Source organism: Cellvibrio sp. GW822-FHT04B05, assembly GCF_058800985.1.
Genome location: NZ_JBXAMU010000007.1, coordinates 96,815 through 118,332, shown reverse-complemented (window position 1 = coordinate 118,332; position 21,518 = coordinate 96,815). Strand labels below are relative to the sequence as shown.

At 48.2% G+C, this 21,518-nt stretch carries 15 protein-coding genes; 8 read left to right on the top strand and 7 right to left on the bottom strand.

The window, feature by feature from the left end:
* Positions 1 to 47: 47 nt before the first annotated feature.
* The 3 genes from lipA to AC1RJL_RS19430 all read right to left on the bottom strand — a co-directional run bounded on the left by lipA (position 48) and on the right by AC1RJL_RS19430 (position 2,107).
* The gene (gene lipA / locus AC1RJL_RS19440) at positions 48 to 1,082 is read right to left on the bottom strand and encodes a lipoyl synthase (protein ID WP_492917131.1); all 1,035 of its coding nucleotides are present in this window, start codon (positions 1,080 to 1,082) and stop codon (positions 48 to 50) included.
* 76 nt (positions 1,083 to 1,158) lie between these two features.
* Positions 1,159 to 1,833: a lipoyl(octanoyl) transferase LipB gene (lipB, locus tag AC1RJL_RS19435; RefSeq protein ID WP_492917130.1), complete on the bottom strand. Its 675-nt coding sequence runs from the start codon at positions 1,831 to 1,833 to the stop codon at positions 1,159 to 1,161.
* A 1-nt stretch (position 1,834) separates the two neighbouring features.
* Positions 1,835 to 2,107: a YbeD family protein gene (locus AC1RJL_RS19430; RefSeq protein ID WP_492917129.1), complete on the bottom strand. Its 273-nt coding sequence runs from the start codon at positions 2,105 to 2,107 to the stop codon at positions 1,835 to 1,837.
* 213 nt (positions 2,108 to 2,320) lie between these two features.
* Here AC1RJL_RS19430 and AC1RJL_RS19425 point away from each other — a divergent pair, with 213 nt between their 5' ends.
* The 8 genes from AC1RJL_RS19425 to AC1RJL_RS19390 all read left to right on the top strand — a co-directional run bounded on the left by AC1RJL_RS19425 (position 2,321) and on the right by AC1RJL_RS19390 (position 10,751).
* Positions 2,321 to 2,998: an RDD family protein gene (locus AC1RJL_RS19425; protein ID WP_492917127.1), complete on the top strand. Its 678-nt coding sequence runs from the start codon at positions 2,321 to 2,323 to the stop codon at positions 2,996 to 2,998.
* Positions 2,999 to 3,009: 11 nt separating this feature from the next.
* Entirely contained in the window at positions 3,010 to 4,032 is a 1,023-nt protein-coding gene (locus AC1RJL_RS19420; protein ID WP_492917125.1) for a stage II sporulation protein M, read from the top strand.
* Positions 4,029 to 5,654 carry a DUF4129 domain-containing protein gene (locus AC1RJL_RS19415; RefSeq protein WP_492917123.1) on the top strand — a complete coding sequence of 542 codons (1,626 nt, stop codon included), beginning with the start codon at positions 4,029 to 4,031 and terminating at the stop codon, positions 5,652 to 5,654. Before AC1RJL_RS19420 ends, AC1RJL_RS19415 begins: the two co-directional genes overlap by 4 nt.
* A complete protein-coding gene (locus AC1RJL_RS19410) occupies positions 5,651 to 7,282 on the top strand; it encodes a DUF4350 domain-containing protein (protein ID WP_492917121.1) in 1,632 nt (543 codons plus the stop codon). Before AC1RJL_RS19415 ends, AC1RJL_RS19410 begins: the two co-directional genes overlap by 4 nt.
* A gap of 24 nt (positions 7,283 to 7,306) precedes the next feature.
* The gene (locus AC1RJL_RS19405; protein ID WP_492917119.1) at positions 7,307 to 8,335 is read left to right on the top strand and encodes an AAA family ATPase; all 1,029 of its coding nucleotides are present in this window, start codon (positions 7,307 to 7,309) and stop codon (positions 8,333 to 8,335) included.
* A gap of 21 nt (positions 8,336 to 8,356) precedes the next feature.
* Positions 8,357 to 9,691 (top strand): DUF58 domain-containing protein, encoded by a 1,335-nt coding sequence (locus AC1RJL_RS19400; RefSeq protein WP_492917117.1) that lies wholly within the window; start codon positions 8,357 to 8,359, stop codon positions 9,689 to 9,691.
* A gap of 154 nt (positions 9,692 to 9,845) precedes the next feature.
* Entirely contained in the window at positions 9,846 to 10,205 is a 360-nt protein-coding gene (locus AC1RJL_RS19395) for a hypothetical protein (protein WP_492917115.1), read from the top strand.
* A 195-nt stretch (positions 10,206 to 10,400) separates the two neighbouring features.
* Positions 10,401 to 10,751, top strand: a complete 351-nt coding sequence (locus tag AC1RJL_RS19390) for a hypothetical protein (protein WP_492917113.1) — start codon at positions 10,401 to 10,403, stop codon at positions 10,749 to 10,751.
* 155 nt (positions 10,752 to 10,906) lie between these two features.
* On the opposite strand, the gene AC1RJL_RS19385 is transcribed toward AC1RJL_RS19390, so the two are convergent.
* From AC1RJL_RS19385 to AC1RJL_RS19370, 4 genes are all read right to left on the bottom strand, one after another.
* Positions 10,907 to 12,235: a DUF1552 domain-containing protein gene (locus tag AC1RJL_RS19385; RefSeq protein ID WP_492917111.1), complete on the bottom strand. Its 1,329-nt coding sequence runs from the start codon at positions 12,233 to 12,235 to the stop codon at positions 10,907 to 10,909.
* Positions 12,236 to 12,252: 17 nt separating this feature from the next.
* Positions 12,253 to 18,789 carry a starch-binding protein gene (locus AC1RJL_RS19380; protein ID WP_492917109.1) on the bottom strand — a complete coding sequence of 2,179 codons (6,537 nt, stop codon included), beginning with the start codon at positions 18,787 to 18,789 and terminating at the stop codon, positions 12,253 to 12,255.
* Between the two features lie 545 nt (positions 18,790 to 19,334).
* Positions 19,335 to 20,057 carry a DUF805 domain-containing protein gene (locus tag AC1RJL_RS19375; RefSeq protein WP_492917107.1) on the bottom strand — a complete coding sequence of 241 codons (723 nt, stop codon included), beginning with the start codon at positions 20,055 to 20,057 and terminating at the stop codon, positions 19,335 to 19,337.
* Positions 20,058 to 20,278: 221 nt separating this feature from the next.
* Positions 20,279 to 21,493, bottom strand: a complete 1,215-nt coding sequence (locus AC1RJL_RS19370) for a D-alanyl-D-alanine carboxypeptidase family protein (protein ID WP_492917105.1) — start codon at positions 21,491 to 21,493, stop codon at positions 20,279 to 20,281.
* Positions 21,494 to 21,518: the final 25 nt, after the last annotated feature.

The following is a 21,518-nucleotide window of genomic DNA, read 5'->3' as shown; positions in this document are numbered from 1 at the left end:
AAAACTCCCGACTTGCGGGAGTTTTGACTAAACAATACAGAAAATATTTAGGCTTTTTTTGTTTCGCCAAACCATTTCACATCTTCACCATGCGCTTGTTTATCCGCGTGATAAGACGAACGTACCAGCGGACCACAGGCGGCGTGTTTGAAACCCATTTCTTCTGCGAGTCTGGTGTATTCCGCAAATTCATCGGGATGCACGTAACGCGCAACGGGAATGTGATCTTTGGATGGCTGCAAATATTGGCCGATAGTGAGCATGTCGATATCGTGATCGCGCATGTGCTGCATTACTTCAATAATTTCTTCTTTAGTTTCACCAAGGCCAACCATTAAGCCGGATTTGGTCAACACATCAGGGCGACGCGCTTTGTATTGCTTGAGCAATTCCAGCGACCAATTGTAGTTGGCACCGGGGCGCGCCTGGCGATATAAACGCGAGACGGTTTCCATATTGTGGTTGAACACATCGGGCGCCTCTTTTTCGAGGATATCCAATGCGATATCCATACGGCCGCGGAAATCCGGCACCAACACTTCGACTTGTAATTTCGGGCTCAGCGCGCGCGCTTCGCGGATGCAGTCAGCAAAATGCTGGGCGCCGCCATCGCGCAGGTCATCGCGGTCTACCGAGGTAATTACCACGTATTTCAAGCGCATCTCGGCAATCGCTTCGGCGAGCTTGCGCGGCTCGTGTTCGTCGAGTGGATTGGGCTTGCCGTGGCCAACATCGCAGAAGGGGCAACGACGGGTGCAGATATCGCCCATGATCATAAAGGTGGCAGTGCCGCCGCTGAAACATTCACCCAGGTTCGGACAGTTGGCTTCTTCGCATACCGAGGACAATTTATTTTTGCGCAGAATGGTTTTGATGCGCTCAACTTCCGGCGATGCAGGAATGCGCACGCGAATCCAGTCGGGTTTGCGCGGGATGTCATCGCGGTCGGTGGCGATTACTTTTACCGGAATGCGCTCAACTTTGTCGGCATCGCGCAGTTTCTCGCCCTGCTTGTGGCGCTCGGTGCGTTTGACCGGTTGCAGCTCGGGAATAAAAGTGGAGACGGGTGACATATCAGACATAAAAAACTCTTTGCTTTTTTTGGCCTTACTTGAGGCATAGAGGGAATCGGGCGGGGGATGCTGCGGGAGTGCCGCACTAGCCCTCGCCCGGCTCCCGACCAATATCTATGGCGCGCATTGTACAGGTTTCATAGCCCAATTTCCGCGCGAATTCCGTAACAAGTTGGTCTTGAACCTGTGCTAACGACGGTGATTCGGGAATAAGCTCGCGCATTTGGGTCATAGCAAGGCCTTGGTAGCCACAGGGATTGATGCGCAGGAAGGGCGCCAGATCCATATCCACATTCAGCGCCAGCCCATGAAAGCTGCAGCCGCGCCGCACGCGCAAACCGAGTGAGGCAATCTTGTCACCATTCACGTAAACCCCTGGCGCATCAGGCTTTGCAGCTGAATCTATCCCATAATGGACAAGGGTCGCGACTATGGTTTGCTCAATAGAGGTCACCAGCTCACGCACACCTATTTTCAAGCGGCGCAAGTCGAGCAGCGGGTAGGCCACCAACTGGCCGGGGCCATGATAAGTCACCTGCCCGCCGCGATCACTTTGCACTACCGGAATATCGCCGGGGAACAACACATGCTCCACCTTGCCCGCCTGCCCTTGGGTAAATACGGGCGGATGCTCAACCAGCCACAACTGGTCGAGAGTCTCCGGCGTACGCTGGTTGGTGAACCCGGTCATCGCCTGCCAGCAGCTCTGGTAATCCTGTCGCCCGAGCTTGACGACCTCTAAAATGCGGGGTGACGACAACTTACATCACCATTTTGATATTGCGATTGGTGCGCAGGTCTTCGTGGATCGCGGTCAACTGCTCAACACCGGTCGCGGTAATCCATACAGTCACCGAGTGATAGCGGCCTTTGCTGCTCTCCCGTACCGTGATACGCGCCTGGTCAAAACCCGGCGCATGGCGCTCCATGATCTCCACTACATAGCTGTGCAGCTCAGGCCCTGCCTCGCCCAACACTTTGATCGGGTAGTTTTCACAGGGGAATTCAATTCTTGGGGGTTCTTGCTGGGACATAAAGGTAAACCTGTAAGCGAGGCGCGAATTATAACGCCTAGATGGGGACAAAAGCCCGTATCGCAAGGTATAAAGAGAGCGGTTTTGCTTGTTCAGCGGCCTATTCAGCAGCCTGAGGATCAGCTATTCTCGCCCACTGCATTTGTGTGCAAACAATAATTAAGGCGACACACTGGAACAGCATCAGCCCGTATAGCGTAAGGACAATTGGATTTGTTACTCGATACCCGCCAATCACTTGAAACCCCGGAAGGCGCCCTGCTTCCGCTGACGCCAGCCGGCTTCGGCGTGCGCATACTGGCGCAGCTGCTCGATATCATGATCCGTTTCGGTATCACCGCGGTGATCTTTATCGTACTCTCTCTGCTGGGTGGGATGGGCGTTGGCATAGCGCTGATCCTGACCTTTTTACTCGAATGGTTTTATCCCGTCTTTTTTGAGGTCACCCGTCAAGGCCGCACCCCCGGCAAAAAATGGATGGGCATCCGCGTGGTCAACGATGACGGCACACCCATTACCTTTGGCCCTTCGCTGCTGCGCAACCTGCTGCGGGTAGTGGATTTCCTGCCGCTGCTCTACCTCACCGGGATTATCGCCAGCCTGTGCAACCGCCAGTTCAAACGCCTCGGCGATTTAGCTGCCGGCAGCATGGTGATTTACGAAGCGCCGCACGCACGCGAACCCAATTTTGAAGTGCGCGGCCAATTGCCTGTACCGGCCGATTTCTCCACCGATGAACAACGCGCGCTGCTCGCCTTTGCCGAGCGCAGCAAATATTTATCGGCCGAACGCCAAAGCGAATTGGCGACCATCCTCCAACCGCTGCTCGCCAGCAAAGACCCGGTGATCGCCATCAAACAAATGGCTAATACCATGGTTGGCAAACACTAGGAGCGGCAGCGATGAAACAAGGACAATTCGAGCAACTTTACCAACCGCTCTGGCACGTCATAGAACTGCAGATCATCGAACTGGAAAAGCCCGACGGCAAACTTAAAGGTGATGAATTGGCGAGTTTCGCCAGCCGCTATCGCCGCCTCTGCCACTTCCACGCGCTGGCAAAAGATCGCCACTACTCCAGCCACCTGGTCGATAAACTGGGCGATCTGGTGGTGCGCGGCCATCAACAACTCTATCGCCGCAAGCAGCCGTTTATGCAGCAATTCACCAGTTTTATTGTGGCGGGGTTTCCACGGCTGGTGCGCGAGCAGCAATCCTATATCTGGTGGGCGACGGCACTGCTTTATGTTCCCGGACTGCTGATGTTTTTAGCGATCCTCTGGCAACCGGATCTGGTCTACACCATCAGCCCACCCGAACAAGTCAGCCAATACGAGAGCATGTACGATCCACAAAATCGCACACTCGGCAGCGCGCGTGATTCCGAAACCAATGTGCAAATGTTCGGTTTTTATATCAGCAACAATATCGGCGTTTCCTTTCGTACCTTTGCATCGGGAATTTTATTTGGCGTCGGCTCGATTTTTTTCCTTGTATTTAACGGCTTGCTGATGGGCACCGTTGCCGGTCATTTGACCAACGCTGGATTTACCGAAACATTTTTTACCTTCGTGGTAGGGCACGGCAGTTTTGAATTGACCGCGATTGCTATATCTGGCGCAGCTGGATTAAAACTCGGCTACAGCTTGCTCGCACCGGGAAACCTCACCCGCAAAGAATCGCTCAAGCGCGCCAGCAAAATTGCGGTCCAACTGGTGTACGGTGTAATCATCATGTTGGTGATTGCCGCATTTATTGAAGCCTTCTGGTCATCCAACAATATCCTTATGCCCTGGCAAAAATATTTGGTCGGCGGATTCTTGTGGACAATCGTCATCAGTTATTTGGTCTTCAGCGGACGCGGCCTGCGCGGTGAAACCGCATCAGCAACCACGAGTGAAAAAAGTGGGGGCGCACGCCAATGAATCTGGATCAAGTCACGCTGGAAATTCGCCCGCGCAGTGCATGGGAGGCTGTTGACCTCGGCATATTGATGGCCAAGCGCTGGTGGTTACCGATGATGAAAGTATGGTTGCTCGCCAGCTTTCCTATTTTTGTATTGGCATTCATCATCCCATGGAAATGGTATTGGCTCGGCGGTGCTTTGATATGGTGGCTCAAACCCATTTATGAGCGACCGCTGCTGCATATTCTCAGCCACGCAGTGTTTAATGATTTGCCCGATACGCGCAGCACATTCAAATTACTCCCGTCGCTCGCGCTCAAACAAATTATCGCCAGCTTGACCTGGCGCCGTTTCAGCCCGAGCCGCTCAATGGATTTACCGGTGTTGCAGCTCGAAGGTTTATCCGGCACGCGGCGACAAGAGCGTCTGGGTGTATTGCATCGCGAAGATTCATCGCCCGCTGGCTGGATCAGCTTTATGGGATTGGGAATGGAATTTTTCTTGTGGATTGGCATCCTCAGTTTTATCTGGGCTTTGCTGCCACAGGAATTGAATATCGAATGGGCCGGATTATTTTTCACTCAGGATTCCATCGAGCTACACAACCTGCAACTTTTACTCTGGTATGTTGCGCTCGGCCTCACTGCACCGTTTTATGTCGCTTGCGGTTTTGCACTTTATTTAAATCGCCGCATTAAATTGGAAGCCTGGGATATCGACATTGCCTTCCGCCGTATTGCCAATAAACGTCGCAACAGCAATACCACCCTCGCTTCATGGTTGTTTGCATTTGCGCTCGGCTTTAGCGTTTTTTCTATCGATACACAACGCAATGTCTATGCTGACGATCAATTACCGGAAGTAGAATCCTCTACAGAAATGTCACCCGATACAGAATATAAAGCCGAGCCGGTCATTGATAAACCCGTCGGCACATTTGCCGAGATTGATCGCATCCAGGCACAGGCTTCTATTAAAGAAGTGATGCAGCAAACCGAATTCAGTCGCAAGGAAATTACCCGCACCATCAAATTTGATGAGCCGGATGAAGATGAAGGTTCCACTAAGTTCTGGAAAAAATTCTTCGACTTTTTGCGCAACGTTGAAGGATTTCTTGCCGCGGCCAGTTTATTGGAAATACTTTTATGGTTGGGCGTTGCCGCGCTGATCGTTTTTGTCACCTATCGCTATCGCAACTGGCTGGCTGCACAATTTGTACGCATCAGCCCGACACCGGCATCCAAGGCAAAACCCATTACCCTTTTTGGTATGGACCTTACACGTGAATCACTGCCGGAAGACATCAACGCCAACGCTCTCAGTTTATTGCAAGCGGGCAATACCCGTGCAGCACTCGCCCTGCTCTACCGCGCCAGTCTGTTTCATTTAATTCACAGCGGCGTCGATATTCACGATGGCCACACCGAATTGGAGTGTGTGGAATTAATGCGCGAATATTTTATAAAAAATACTAACGCGCAAACCCGTATCGATTACTTCGCTCGCCTGACTCGTGTGTGGCAACATTTAGCCTACGGTCACCTGATGCCCACCGCCGCAACCGCGCAAGATTTGTGCGCAACCTGGAACCAATGCTGGCTGCAATCCTCCGCTACTCCTGCGCAAGGAACGGCACGATGAGCAGTACAAATAACAACACCCAAAATAGAAACAGCAAGAATTTAAGCGTGCGGCAACGCTGGTTGCTGCTCGGCGCTATCGCGTTGATATTGATTGGTGCGGGCTACCGGTGGTACACAACATTAGTCTGGGAAGAAACAGAAATCGATCTGGGTTATTCCAAAGAAGCCAACCAGAATGATTTCCTCGCGGCAGAAATTTTCCTGCGCAAACACGGCGTGCAAGCCACTACCGTTAAAAACCTGAGCCTGTTGGATAATCATTCCTGGCGCAACATCAAACTCGGCGCGCAGGACACCATCGTGATTATCAACGGTTACAAAACCCTGAGCGAAGAACGCTACAAAACACTTTACGAATGGGTAGAAAATGGCGGAACTTTAATTACCTCGACGCAAAACCCTTTTGTCGGCACTCACACCAGCGAAGAAGATGCACTGCTCAGTGACTTTAATATTGAACTGGCTCCGGAAGAAAGAAACAATGACAATCGCGGTGCACTCGATAAAATTGCCGATAAATTCGAGCGAGCGGTCGAAGGTGATTCAGCGCGAGACAACTCTGATGATGAAGAATTGGAGTATGAAGAAACCGATGAAACGAAAAGCACCGACAATGCAAAAGGAATATCTGCGGAAACATCGGGCAAGGACATTGCTGATAAGGTAGAAAAAACAACAGAAACTGCAAAAATCGACAAAAAGAAGAAAAATAAAAAAACCACAAAAGAAAAGCCAAAAGATTACTATCGCTGCTCGCTGGATGAAACACCAGTCAACATCACCTTTGGTGGCGAAGAAAAGCCGCTTGCATTCGATTTCAGTAATTCGCGTCCGTTTATTTATTACTCTTACGTTGCCCACGCCGAAAAGCAAAGTGGCAATACACCTGAGAGCAAAGAAACAGATGAACAGGTTGAAACCCCGGACATAGAAACTCTGAAAGAAAATGGCTTATTCAGAAGTAATTTGGAAGCAGCAATTGCCGCAGGCGAAGATAGCGAGGAAGAAGATCATCACTACGATGAAAAACATGAGCACCTGCTTTATTTTGATGTAGGTTCCGGCTCTGTCACTATCACCAGCGACAACTATATTTGGGCGAACCAACGCATCGACTGCCACGATCATGCCTATGCATTGTGGCGATTAACGAACCCCAAAGGGCGCGTATGGTTTTTAGTAAATCAGGATGCCCCCTCTCTCGCCACCATCCTGTGGCGCAATGCAAGTTATGGTGTGCTCGCCGCACTGATTGCGCTGGTATTGTGGCTGTGGGCAAAAAGCTTGCGCTTTGGTCCAGTATTGGTTGTTGAGCAAACTGGTCGCCGCAGTTTGGCCGAACACATTTATGCCAGCGCCATGTTGCTGTGGCGCAAGCAGGAGCATCCGCAGTTACTGGAATTATTACGCAAGGAAATCCTGGATAGAATGGATGAACAACATCCAAATCCGAGCCAAGCCACACCAACACAGCGCGTGGAATTTTTACAGGAATTAACCGGTATTAACCATGCTGATATCCAACAAGCTCTCTTCGCTACCAGCTTGCATCACCCGCAGGAATTTGCCGCAGCGATTGCACATTTGCAAACAATCCGTAAACAGCTGCATGGCAGCAATCTGTAGCCGGAAAACTTTCAGGAAAAAACTATGACTGATTCAAACATCAACAACGACAGCATTGAAAATAACAAAGCGGCGGATTCCAGCGAGAGTTTGCAAAATCGACTGCAGCAGGCGAGCACCGCTGCCAATAATTTACTTAACGAAATTAAAAAGGTGTTGATCGGCCAGGACACCGTGATCGAGCAAGTGCTGATTGCCCTGATCGCACGTGGCCATGTCTTGATTGAAGGTGTACCCGGTTTAGGTAAAACCCTATTGGTGCGCAGCCTCGCCAAATGTTTTGGCGGGCAATTTTCGCGCGTGCAATTCACACCGGATTTAATGCCGAGTGATGTGACCGGCCATGCGATGTTTAATATGGCAAAGCAGGAATTTGAAATTCGTCGCGGCCCGGCATTTACCAATTTACTGCTCGCCGACGAAATCAATCGCGCACCCGCCAAAACCCAGGCGGCATTGCTGGAAGTCATGCAGGAAGGACAAATCACCATTGAAGGTGAATCCTTCAAAACCGGCGAGCCGTTCATGGTGTTGGCGACGCAAAATCCGATTGAGCAGGAGGGCACTTATCCACTACCGGAAGCAGAACTTGATCGCTTTATGTTGAAGGTAATTATCGATTACCCAAGCGAGAGCGACGAGCAATTTATGTTGCGCCAGGTGACTTCACAATCGCAAGGCGGTTTTGGTCTGGAGCATATCCGCACATTGTTAAAACCCGCTCACGTATTAAGCCTGCAAAAAATGGCCGAGCAAATAACCGTAGACGAACAAATCCTGCAATACGTGGTGAAACTGGTGCGCGCCACACGCAGTTGGTCTGGCATTTCCCGTGGCGCTGGCCCGCGCGCCTGTATTGCGTTGCTCTCTGCAGCACGCGCTTATGCATTGCTCAACAACAGCGCATTTGTAACGCCTGACGATGTGAAAAAAATGTTTATCCCCGCGCTACGCCACCGGATTTTGTTATCGCCTGAATTGGCGATTGAAGGCATCGCTGCTGAGCGGATTCTGCACAATATTTTATTGCAGGTTGAAGCTCCGAGGCATTGATTCCCTTATTGAAATAATATTATGCGCAGAACATGGATTCCCAGCCTACGATTGATACTTGCCTTTGCGCTCTTGGGTGCGCTGGTTTTTATTAATGCATTTAGCGCCCATTATTTTAACTGGAATTCTGCGGCTTATTTACCGCAGGCGATATTTTTCGGCATTACCCTTATCGCACTGCTCGACTGGTTGCTATCGCGCCGTTTACCGCCAGTAGAAATCACCCGCGAATTGCCCGGTAATCTCGCTGTCGATAAATGGACTGAAGTAAAACTGCGTATCCGCCATCAATTCATTGAAGCTACCGATATCCAGATTTTTGACGGCGTACCTGCGAATGCCAACCACGATAATTTGCCGCTGCAAATCGCGCTGCAACCCAATAGCATCAGCACCAGCCAATACCAATTGCGCCCACTGGTGCGCGGTTCGCTGGAATTAAATAAAACTCACGTGCAATTTAAAAGTCCACTGGGTTTTTGGCACATCCGTTACTGGGTCGGTGAAACCACTAGCGCAAAGGTGTATCCGGATTTTGTTACCATCGCTAACTATGCGATTCTCGCCACTGAAAATCACACCAGCCAAATCGGTATTAAAAAGAAACAACGCCGTGGTGCAGGCATGGAGTTTCACCAGTTGCGCGAATATCGCCAGGGCGACAGCTTGCGTCAATTGGATTGGAAAGCGACATCGCGTCGGCAGAAATTAATCGCACGCGATTATCAAGATGAGCGCGATCAACAAATCGTCCTGATGATTGACAGCGGCCGCCGCATGCGCGCGAAAGACGATGAACTCAGCCATTTCGATCACGCGCTCAACTCGATGCTGCTAGTGAGTTATATCGCATTACGACAAGGCGATAACGTCAGCTTGATGAGTTTTGGCAATCAACACCGCTGGATTCCGCCACAAAAAGGAGTTGAACGAGTAAAAGTATTGCTCAACGGCATTTACGACCTGCACGCAAACCAATCCACCGCCGACTATATTACCGCCGCAGAAAAACTGGCCATTCTCCAGCCAAAACGCTCGCTGGTCATTTTAGTCACTAACTCGCGTGATGAAGACAACAGCGAATTATTGCTTGCCGTAAACCTACTAAAGAAACGCCATTTGGTAATGGTCGCCAACATCCGCGAACAAGTCCTCGACCAACTCTACGAAATCCCCGTCCGCACCTTCGACGACTCCCTAAACTACGCTGGCGTCCGCCGCTTCCTCCACGAACGCCGCGAATCCCACCGCAAACTTACCGCCGCCGGCGTCTACGCAATCGACTGCACCGCCAATGAATTAGCGGTGCGCGTTGCGAATGCGTATTTGGAAATTAAGAGCGCGGGGGTGTTGTAAGAATGGATACAGAACATACATCGAAGCTTGATGTTTTCACATACGAAGGATAAATTTCTTATCTACAAAGAAATAACCTCGGCAATAACAACGATATTATAATCTTTTATCGTAACTTCCCTAATAAACCATAACCCTTACAGGAAAAATACAAATGCGTAATTTTATTGTTGCTACAATTTTAATGCTTAGCCCACAAATTGCTTTTTCCGCGCAATGGCTTGTATTAACCTCATCTAACATTGAAAGCATACAAATTGTCCAGCCAAATAACTCCAATAGCTCCCCCGAAGGATTATATATAGTTTTAAAAGCTGATATTATTGGTGAAGCATCCTCGTATTGCATCAAAAAAAATGCAGTTATTATTAGTGACCCCAAATTAATTGACAGAGCATATTCCGGTCTTTTATTTGCAATAAGCACACAAAAAACCTTTCAGCTGTATGTTGATGGAACCGGGAAATGTTTAGCAAATATCCCACTTGCCACAATGTTTGTTTTAAAACCCTAATCATCGCCTAAAAAGCAACATAAAACGTAATTAACATCAACTCGTATCGTCTAATAAGGCAACCAAGCAGGGTATTTTTGCATCTGCAAAATATTCGCAAAATTACCCTTTAAAACCCATTAGTAAACGCAGTAGCAACCTGGATAAAACCAGGTTAATCAGGCATTTTTTACTTAAAAAAATGAGGCATTTAAAATGAAAAGACTTTTCCTATTTTGTTTTTTTTCGTTAATCTCCATTACCACTAATGCAGCAGGATTTTCAGGGAAAATTCAGTCAATAGCCTCAGGACCCAACTTGGGCAATACAATTCTTGTCAGAGTCGAAAACCATTCGACCACTGCACCTTGGTCAACAGGATGTTCTACTAGTAGCTTTTGGAGTTTTAAATTTGATTCTTCTTCACCTGGAGGAAAAGAAACTTACAGCCTACTGCTAGCGGCATACGCATCACAATCAGTGGTTGTAATTGAGGGAACAGAATCATGTGCGGCAAACTCCGCTACCGATATTCAAAATCTTTCCTATGTCAGATTTTACATCTAATTATTTTAACTCGATTTTTTAAATTTAAAATAAACCGACCAAATAGCATTCCATTTTCTTCAGCAACCATCATTAGGTGAAGACGAGTTTAAAAAAATAAAACCACCCGGCAATACCTGCCGGGTGGTTTCCAGTTACCTAAAAACGATTTTGAATTATCTCAAAAAGCCAGTCACCCCACCCGAACTATTCCCATACCTTCCCCAATTCAATCCAAAGGCTTTGGAAATATCCAGATACAAATTCGATATACCTGCGTTATTTGCATCTATACCTGTGCCTGAGCGGATTGCATTACCTGCGCCGCCTGCAACATAAATGCCGGGATTTTCTTGTTGGTGGTTGCCGCCGCCGACTTCGGACATTACCAGGATTAATGTGTTATCCAGTAGTGTCCCACCGTAGGTTACATCGGGGCGGCCAGCAAGTTCGTCCATCAAATACGCGACCATGATGTTGTACCAGCGGGTTTGTGCATCAAACAATGATGATTCATTGTGTGAGCTGACGTGGCTGCGGGTTTCGTTGTAGGTTAATTTTATGCCCGAACCGTAATCACCCATATAGGGTCGGATATCGGGAGAAATTATCCTTAAAGATTCATCTTGTGCGCCCATAAATTGGAATGTTGCGGTGCGCGTAACATTCGCCTGGAATGCCATGGCGATATTGCGCATTTGCGCTTTGGCGATTGCATCCGCATCATCATCAATTCCGGTCATGCCGATGGTGGGACGAGAAAAACCAGTACCGCCAATATCCAAAGTACCGCTGAGGGTATTTTGATAATAATTCAATGCCTCTTCATGGGTTAACAATTTACCCTGTTGTTTTACATTGAGCGTATTGGCCTGCAATAAATCCAGATTTTCATGCAATGTTTCCAATACTTTTTTGCGGCGCGCGGCGTCGGGATCAGGTGTGCCGCTACTGCTGCCAACCACATCGGCAAGTAGCGCGTCATACACTTGTTGTGGATTGTCGGATACCTGGATTTTATTGCGATTTTTGTCGGTAAAGGGCATATATTCGGTGCCCTTTGCTTTGCTTGACCAAACACCTACGTGCATATTTTTGGTTAAGCGCCCACCAAGCGCTTCACCGATGGCGACATCAAATGTCGTTGCGTATTCCTGCCCGCCGGAAAATACCGCGCGACACGCTTCCGGGTGGCCAGAGCTACCGCCGTGGCCGTTATAGGTCAGGTTTTTTATCGGCACAATTTTTGTGAGGTGCGCGTTTAAATGTTGCAGTGGGCTGGTAGCAAAACTGTTGCTACCCAATGCACCCGCGTTATAGGAATGCCATTTGTCGCGCACGCATCCATTCGGGTAATACACCATGATAAAACGCTTGGCGCCCGCCGTTTGTGCAAACACATTGGCCGACAACATAAATTGGCTGGTGAATGCGGTAGTCAAACCCAACTTGGCAATACTGCGCAGGAAATCGCGACGCTGCATTTTATTTTTTAATACATTCATCTTAATGCCCTCCTCAGTTATTTACGCAAGATGTAGTTTTTGGTTTGGGTAAATTGGATCATCAGATCCAACATACTTGCGTTAGACGATTCTTTAAAGGTTTTACCAAACACTTGCAGCGTGCAACTGTCAGTCACTTCTTCCAGTTGACCGCGTGTGTAGCGATACCACTGTCGCACATAACAGGCTTTGGCATTGGAGCTGCCGGCAATCAAGCCAGCCAATTCGTCCATACCTTGATAGGCAACTACGGGTTCCGATTCTGACAAATAAGTTTCCGCCGAATTTAAACTGCCAATATAACCGAGTGAGTTAATCGCCTTAATTAACCCGTTATCCGTTTTTTCGGTGGTGACATACAAACCGAGTGCGTTGTAATTTTCCAAACCAAAGCCGATGCCGTCGATATATTGATGGCACGCCTCGCAACCTTCCTTCAAGTGCGCATGTTCAAAACGTTCACGCACGGTGAGACTCGGATCCTCCTGCGGCTTTAATTCCGCGCCTACCGGTGGCGGTGGAAAATCCTGGCAGAGCAAATTGCGCCGCACAAACAATCCGCGTTTTACCGGATGGGTTTTTTCCGATGCAGATTGGATCGCGAGAATTCCAGCGTGCCCCAATATGCCACGACGTTCGGCGTTATCTGCGTTGTAATCCACACGCTGTACACCACTGCCGCCCGGCCAAGCCAAACCATAATGGGTAGCGAGCTGTTGCGTCATGTAACTGTAATTTGCATTAAGCAATTCGTTGTAACTACCGCCGCCGAATACAGTGCGTTTTACCAGTTCAATCGTTTCGGATTTCATGTCCACTTTAAGGCTTGCACTTAGCGCCGTTGTTTTAATTTCCTTATCAAGATCCAACCAACCGGTAATAAAACGCTCAAACGCAATTTGTGCTTTCGGATCTTGCAGCATCTGTGCAACCTTGGCAGAAATTTGCGCGGATGTACTTAATTGCCCTGCATCTGCTGCTGCCATTAATGCTGCGTCTGGTGTTGTTGCCCAATAGGTATAGGACAACATAGCGGCGACTTCGTAATCGGTGAGTTCGTAATAAGTACCTTTTAATTCCCCCACTTCCGAGCGATACAACATGGATGGCGACGAGAGAATCGCCGTCAACAATGCAAGATTGCCTTGCGCCGATTGCAGTGCAACTAATTTCGTCACTTCTGTCGTACTAAGCGGACGACGATAAGCGCGCTTGCCAAAGTTCTGCACAAAACAGGTCGCATTACTACAGCCAGGAGTAAGGCTGTAAATATTACTCACCATCGCCGCAGCAGCTTCCGCTGCTAATACATAACCTTTAGCGTAATCGTTGGTGAAGATTGCATTGGCGTTGGTTTTAAATCCATTCACCGGCAAGTCCGCTGGAATACGCCCGCTGGTGACATCGATATTATTTGTCAGCCCCAATAAATCGCGCACTGAATTGTTGTATTCGAGTGTGGATAACAAACGGAAACTGCGATCTTGTGGAATCAAATCGTCAAGGCTGTCTGCGCTGCACACTCCCGCAGGCGTAATAAATGCTTCGGCAAAAATCATCGCGGCAATGCTGGTCGCACAAGTCCCCGTACAACTGCCGACATTACCTTTGGGCATATTGGCGGCGATGTAATTTGCGAGACTGGTTTGGGTGTAGCGTGTTTGCAAATCGAGCAGCGATGGCGTGCCATTGCCATCGCTGCCGTGACAACCGATGCAACCCTGGCTTTGATAATGGCTGCGCGCAACTTGATGTTGATCTGTAATGCTATCGAACACCGCAAGCAGCGTGAGCGAGACTGCACTGCCCACCACCATTTTTGTATTCGCGCTATTCGCATCCAACAAATACGCAGCACCCGTTCCTTCCCAGTGAACGAATTTCATGCCAGGGCCAGCGGCATTGGCTTTGATATCGGCCAGTGTGCCGGGCACAAATAATTTTCCACTCAGATTTGCACTGCTCGCGATAGTCGCAGTGCCATTACCTACCTGAATTTGTGTACCCGCTTCTACAACGGCGAGTGCGGGTTCAGCGGTTAACCATGCCGCGTCATACCAACCCGGATTGGTTTGGCTCACGGTTAAATCTGCGGTTTGGTTAGCCATGTTGTTGCTGAAAATAATATTGGTATTGCCCGATGTATTTGCCCATGCCGCAGGAATAAACACACGCAACCAACCGGCACCGTATTTGGGTGCAGTTTCCGTTACCGCTGGCCCTGGCCAATTGCCGGTGCGCACCGTCAAGGTGCCGCTCTGGTTTGTCCAGATATGTGTATTGACCATCGCCCATGTCGCCGGTTTTTTCACGTAAACGTACTGACCTGCGCCCAAACCCGTCACGGTATAAGTGGTGGAAAACGCACCGTAAGTTGCCGTAATTGTTGCAGTGCCCGCGGTAGCACCAGCGGTAACCAATCCGGCAGCAGAGACATTTGCTACCGATGTATTACTGCTTGTCCAGGTGACTTGCGAAGTCATTCCCAACAACCCATCACCCGTCGTAGCGACAGCCGCTAATTGCTGCGTCTCGCCAGTTTTAATCCGCAGATTCGCAGTGCCGGCAATCGCTAAAGCAGTAACAGGATTTGCTGCGGGAATAATGTCCAGCGTAATGCTATCGCTATAACCATCGCTGCTCGCCGTAATAGTCACAGTGCCAATTGATAATGTAGTGACATTAATCGCTGCACCAGTTTTACCTTGGGTGGAAATCACCGCAGGATTGCTGGATGTCCAAGTCACTGTGCCTGCTGCTGGCAGTCTGGTGCCGTTGCTGTAAACCGCCTCCAAACTTAAACCAACCACTTCATTAACTTCAGGCGATGATTTGGTTGCAGTTACATCAATTCCGGTTTGGCTAACATCAACACCCAATTCGTTAATCCAATTGCGGAACAAGGTTTCTGCTTCGGGATTGGTCGCAACTGAGCCGTAAGGCATGCGCATGCCCGCACCGGTTTGATATTTGTAAACGTTACTGTTCGCAGGAATACCGGGCACGATGCGGTTGTGATCATTCACTAATTTCATCGCTTCCAGTGCTGTACCGAAACGCAAATCCATACCACCCGAAATACCTGAGTGACAGTGCGCGCAATTGGTGTGCAAATAAGATTTTGCGCGCGCAGTCAAATCCACACTCGCGTCAGTGGGTGCAGCAAATTTTTCGTAACTGCTACCGTTACCACTGTTGTAAACATCTATGGCAGCCGTAAATAAACCAATCGCATTAAATACTTCCAATTGGTTTTTAGTTATACCTTGATAATTAAAATTGCCATTTAGTTGGTGTGTGTCCACCGCAAGCGGCGTTAACTTTCCGTCAGTATCTTTATGGCAACCGGCACAGGTGCTGCCCGTTTCAACTTTGCGCACTACGCTCACCAAACCACCATCGGGTTCGACGGAAGATTCAGTCACTAAATCCGCATCGGTACCGGCGGTATTCCAGCGATAATTCGCCGCTTGCCAACCGGTTTCCTGACGGAACAATACTGAAGTGGTAAATGGTTTATTGGCATTCACCGATGTCGCCACCGCAAGATGTTTCACCACCACCGAACCAACTGGTAAATTCCATATTGCTATCGGATCAAAGGTAATTTTGCTCGCGTTAGGAATCGCTACAAAATGCCGCATCTTGCCACTATCAAACCAGCCGGTGGTATTTAATGTGTATTCAATAACGCCGTGCGCAGGAATTACATTGGGCAAATCGGCAAACAAACCGGTTGCCGATAACGTCGGCGGAATTTGTGCGGATGCGACATCATCATCAACCGCTTTGAAAATACTGGATGGCCCACCGAGTTCACGACCGTGACTGGAAATCAGTAAATTCTTTTTAAGGTCTTTACCAATTGATGAAATGTAATGCGGGAAAGCCTCGCTAATTAATTTTTTCGCTTGCCCATCATTAGCGACCGACCAGAGACGCTTGCTGACGTAATCACCAAAAATAAAACTGCCGTTGAGATTAGGCAAATCGCTGCCGCGATAAACGAATCCACCGATAATCGAAACACCCGAGGTGCGGCCATAACCTTCGCGCGGCGGAACAAAATCAGTCAGGCAATTTTTTGCAGCATCGCCGCCAAGCACGCCACGGTTGCGCGTGCCCTCACACACCGGCCAACCGTAATTCTGGCCTTTGGTAATGATGTTAACTTCTTCGTAGGCGAGATCAGTGTCTTGTCCGATCTCAGTTTCCCACAACGTATAAGGAGCATCCGTATCAAACGCCCAGCGCCAGGGATTGCGATGCCCCATGGACCAGATTTCCGGCAAATAACCGGCGCGGCCGACAAACGGATTATCCGCTGGCACGCGATAATATTTTCCATCCACCGCCTGCGCTAATGGTTCGATGCGAATAAATTTTCCACGCAAGGTTGTTGGATCTTGCGCGCTGTTATTGGTGCGCCGATTGTAAGGATCGCTCGGCAATGGATTTTGTGCAAACGCACTGTGACCGTAACCGCCCTCGCCTATACCCACATATAAATATTGTTCGGTGGGATGAAATTGCATCATGCCGCCTTTGTGGTCTTCACCAATTTGCGGAATGCGCAAGACTTCGACTTTGGAACCGGCAGAGGTTGGATTCACAGGATTATCGACTGTCCAGCGCTCGATAATGGCGTCGCCGGTTTTACCGCCGACCATGCTATCGGTGCGCGGATAAAAGTTATCAGTCTCACCAAAAATGTAATATACATAAATAAAACCATTGGTGGCGAAATGTGGATCAAACACCATGCTCAACATACCGCTTTCATTGTTATTGAGTACGGTGGATTTTATATCCAACAGCTTGCGCACTTCTGTTGCAATAACATTTTCTTTATTCGGGAATACGTAAATCGCCCCTTCTTTGTCGACGACATACACCAGATCGTTAATGCCATCGTTAGTAACCATTACCGGCGAAAAGAAAAACTCATTTAAATTCGGGTAGGCATTTACGAAACGATATTTTCCAGTACTTACGGTACCGGTAATGGGAAAACCCAAAGGTGCCGCCAGTTGCGGGCGCTCGGGTAATGCTTGTGTAGCTGTGACAACATTGATCACCATTGTATCGGTTGCTGTGCTGTTATCAGCAGCAGTGAGTGTGAGCGTTACTGTGATGCTGCCCGTTGTCGTCAGCAATGGAGTTACCACTTGTTTGCCAGTCAACACACCTGTCCACGCAGTGCTTGTCCAATTCGCCGTAACATAATTCCCCGTAGATGCGGCAGCTGATAATACCTGACGGGTATTGATGTTAGCTTTACGATCTACTCCGGCGTTGGCAACCAGATCTGTCGGCACACCGCATGCACTTGCCGTTTTCCAACTCGCAGTACCAAAGTCATAACAATTATTGGGCGCAACAAAATTTAAATCTGCCGTTTTAGGATTACTATTGGAATTAAATACTATGCCAGCGGAATTAACCGCACCGATAAATTCATAACTGAAAAAAGTGGGCGCAGCGGCATTTTTTACCATCGCTACACCAGGCCAGGTAGAAGCAGTCAGTGCAGGCAGAACATTAAAATAATGGATATTCACCGATGTCCAGTTGGCGGTATTTTTAAAATAAATTTTTGTTTTTGCGGTAGCAGCTGAACTACTGGAAGAAAAACTGGAAACCGAAGAACTGATCACAATTGATGCCTGACTTGAGGATGTTGCAGCAAGGCCCGATGAAGATGCAGGCGATGAGCCGGATTTACTTGACGCAATTACCGAAGAAGACAACGAAGGAATCAACGATGATGATATCGAAGAAGACGAAGAAACTACTGCAGAAGAAATACTTGCGGCAGATGAACTGGTCAAAACATTAAACCCGCATTGCGACAATGCTTTCCAGGTATTATTTTCATAGCAAGCGGCGCCAGTAAATTTCAGGTTAGCCGTTTGGTTTGCACCATTATTGCTAAAAATAACATCCAGTGAGGTCGGCATCTGCATTCCGGCAGGTATCGACGCGGTGAAATCATAACAATAAAAAGTGCCACGCCTGGTCATACTCTTACCGGGCCAAGCGGGCAAAGGGGTCACTGCGCCAACGGGCAGCGGATTCCAAAAATAAATATAAGGCACTGCAACATTATTGGGATTACTGAAACAAATATTATTTGCAGGAATGGAAATAGGTAGCTTGGTCGCAACAACAGCTTTAGTAGTGTCGTTAAAGGTAATTTTATAGTCGCCATCACCACCGGTAATTAAATAATCCTGCGCTGGATAAGCTTCATTCCAGTTATCGATATAGCGGCTGATTTTAAAGCGCGGGTTAGTGCCAGAAAATGTTTGTTGCGTTTCCCATAAACCACTGCTTGTATTTTTAGTCAGCGGAGTAGCGGCCCAATTGTTCGGAGTACCGCGAAAATAACTGTTGCTCCAGTTTTGGGCTTGTGCCGACTGAGCATAAAAAAATGCGAGCACAATAAAACAACTGGATAGGAAACAACGCTGCCACTGTCTGGTGAAATCGGCAGCAGTGAAACAGGAACCCTTAAAACGGGAGTCAGTGAAACGAGCTGATGGCATATACATAGCGTCTCTCTATGATGGGGTAAGCAGGCAAGGCTTTAAGCACCGCGCGCCTGGAAATATTATTGTTATGTAAATTGATATTATTTAAGGCAGAACGAAGCCAGAGGCGGCGATGCACCTGTTATTTGGCGGTTAGTAAGTTTGCAATCCGGCTTCAAAATAAAAAACAAATTGCATAGCCTTCCGGGTCGCGGAAAATGAGCGACTATTGGCTGTTGATCAAGATCTACTATGTAAGAGTATTTGCAAGGCGTTGGATCAACGCAGGGTGGAATTGCCCGATATCGTCTTTATTATGAAAATAATTGGTTGTTTATCGCTAACAGGATTTTTACAAAATGACTACAACTACAGAATAGTTTTTCAGGAGGTGCCGGGCAAGATGAATACGTATGCAGGACAAAGAGAATATATGCGTAGTAAGCAAAAAATATAAGGCACTAAATGCTTATATGACACGATATAAAAATAAATTACCAAGATGTACCCTATAAAAAAACATAAGGCAGCCTAAGCTGCCTTATGTTTTAGCAAAAGCACGATAACTATTGCGGCGTGTCCGATTCGGTTTCTTCAATTATCTCAGCTTCAGTTTCATCAAGCGGTTGATCAGGCAGTGTATCAACATCTTGCTCAAGCGCTTCTTCGTTAAAGGTATTATCTTCAACTGCGCCGTCTTCAGTGTACTCAGATGGATAAGCATCTGAATTCTGTGAGTCATAGGAGGAATCAAAACCTTGAGCGGCTTCCATATAACTTTGATAGGCTGGAAGCGCAATAGCAGCAAGAATACCCAAAACAACTCCAAATACAGGAATCGCAAACGCGGCGATCCAATGCCAGGTTTTATTAGGTGGCGTCTGCAAACCAAAATCGTTGCGACCTTCAGTGCCTTTGAAAAATACAAGCAACACAATCAAATAGATATTGGCGAGTGGGATAATTGCCAACAGAGACATCCACCCGGTTTTATTCAAGTCGTGCAGTCGCTGGATGATCAAAATAAAACTGAACACAATTATTCCAATATACGCCAGCACACCCAAAATTATGCCAATCGTAGCGGAAACATAGATTGAGAGTAAGCCAATAATGGCAAGCACGACCAGCGCGCCCAAACTAAACAGGGCGGAGTGCGCCCAATAACGCAGACGATTAATGCGTGACGATGGCGAAAAAAATCTGATCTCGCCAACGGCTTGATCATCGGGGGTCAATTGACCTTCGGGGGTTTGGTAGGGATTGGTTTGGCTGGGATTAGTAGACACAAAAGCTCCTTGAATTGTTTTATCTGAGTAGGTCGGTTATTGAACCGCTGCCCGCCCCACCGGATGCATATCGGCAAAACAACGCAGGAAATCAAAGCAACAATAACACCTGCGCAGACGGAATTGCTGAAGCCGGAAGTTCTTGTTGAACTAAAGGGAAAAGGTTCAGAGGTTCCGGATAGTTGCCGGTATGGCAACCATCAGCGGATTGATTCTAGCGATCAGCTAAATAAATTGCGAAAAAATAATTTCAAATTGTCGATCAGGCGGTCAAAAAATCCGGCTTCCTCGACTGGCTGCAAGGCAACAATCGGAGTATTCACCAACAATTGGCCATCCAGCTCTACCGTGAGATTTCCCAATTCCTGGCCAGCGGCAATCGGCGCTTTAATAATTTCATTGATATGCATTTTTGCTTGCAGCGCTTGCTCGCGACCTTTCGGTAACGTCAGGACAATATTGTTGGGAATGCCCAAGGCTACTTCTTGCGTTTTACCGGCCCATACGCGCGATATACTCACTTGCTGCCCTGCCTGATAAAGCGAGGTAGTTTGGAAATAGCGGAAACCATATGCCAATAATTTTTCAGTTTCTGCTGCGCGTGCCTTTTCACTTGCGGTACCCATCACCACTGCAATAAAGCGGGTGTTTTCGCGCTTGGAGGATGCGACCAGGCAATAACCCGCTTCTTCGGTGTGACCGGTTTTTAAACCATCGACAGATTCATCGCGGAACAACAACAAATTGCGGTTAGGTTGGCGAATGTTGTTATAGAAAAAATATTTTTCCGCGTAGATAGGATAATGCGTCGGGTGATCATTTATGATTGCACGTGCCAGCACTGCCAAATCTTTCGCAGTGGTCAAATGCCCCTCTGCTGGCCAACCGGTAGAGTTTTCAAAATGGGTATTGTTCATACCCAACTGCGCCGCCTTTTGATTCATCACATCAACGAATGCATCTTCATTGCCCGACACATATTCAGCGAGCGCTACTGTCGAATCATTGCCCGACTGGATAATGACACCGCGCAGCAAATCGATTACCGAAACCTGGGTGCCCTCTTTCACGTACATACGTGAGCCGCCCATTTTCCAGGCTTTAACGCTGATGTTTACCATAGCGTCTTCGGCGATACGGCCTTTTTCGATTTCATCGACGACCAGATAACTGGACATCATTTTAGTCAGACTCGCTGGTGGCAAGCGCTGCTCTGAATTATTTTCGGCAACAATGCTGCCGGTGGTGGCATCAACCAGAATAAAACCGCTAGCCGCCAATTGCGGCGCCGCTGGAATCACCGTTGGTTTCTGCTCTATCGTTGGGGCAGCGCCCGGTGTCGGCAGGGAATTTGTCGGGATAGGAGCAGCCGGTTGTTGTGCATAAGCCGTAACCGCGCTCGCCAGAATAAGGGTAGTAAAAATATTTTTAATCATGGTTGATTAACACTCTGTAAAACGA

Excerpts from the sequence above, each read along its gene's own strand:
- lipA (WP_492917131.1), bottom strand. The coding sequence starts at position 1,082 with ATGTCTGATATGTCACCCGTCTCCACTTTTATTCCCGAGCTGCAACCG.
- AC1RJL_RS19390 (WP_492917113.1), top strand. The coding sequence starts at position 10,401 with ATGAAAAGACTTTTCCTATTTTGTTTTTTTTCGTTAATCTCCATTACC.
- AC1RJL_RS19410 (WP_492917121.1), top strand. The coding sequence starts at position 5,651 with ATGAGCAGTACAAATAACAACACCCAAAATAGAAACAGCAAGAATTTA.
- AC1RJL_RS19405 (WP_492917119.1), top strand. The coding sequence starts at position 7,307 with ATGACTGATTCAAACATCAACAACGACAGCATTGAAAATAACAAAGCG.
- AC1RJL_RS19430 (WP_492917129.1), bottom strand. The coding sequence starts at position 2,107 with ATGTCCCAGCAAGAACCCCCAAGAATTGAATTCCCCTGTGAAAACTAC.
- AC1RJL_RS19400 (WP_492917117.1), top strand. The coding sequence starts at position 8,357 with ATGCGCAGAACATGGATTCCCAGCCTACGATTGATACTTGCCTTTGCG.
- AC1RJL_RS19385 (WP_492917111.1), bottom strand. The coding sequence starts at position 12,235 with ATGAATGTATTAAAAAATAAAATGCAGCGTCGCGATTTCCTGCGCAGT.
- AC1RJL_RS19380 (WP_492917109.1), bottom strand. The coding sequence starts at position 18,789 with ATGTATATGCCATCAGCTCGTTTCACTGACTCCCGTTTTAAGGGTTCC.
- AC1RJL_RS19420 (WP_492917125.1), top strand. The coding sequence starts at position 3,010 with ATGAAACAAGGACAATTCGAGCAACTTTACCAACCGCTCTGGCACGTC.
- AC1RJL_RS19395 (WP_492917115.1), top strand. The coding sequence starts at position 9,846 with ATGCGTAATTTTATTGTTGCTACAATTTTAATGCTTAGCCCACAAATT.
- AC1RJL_RS19415 (WP_492917123.1), top strand. The coding sequence starts at position 4,029 with ATGAATCTGGATCAAGTCACGCTGGAAATTCGCCCGCGCAGTGCATGG.
- AC1RJL_RS19370 (WP_492917105.1), bottom strand. The coding sequence starts at position 21,493 with ATGATTAAAAATATTTTTACTACCCTTATTCTGGCGAGCGCGGTTACG.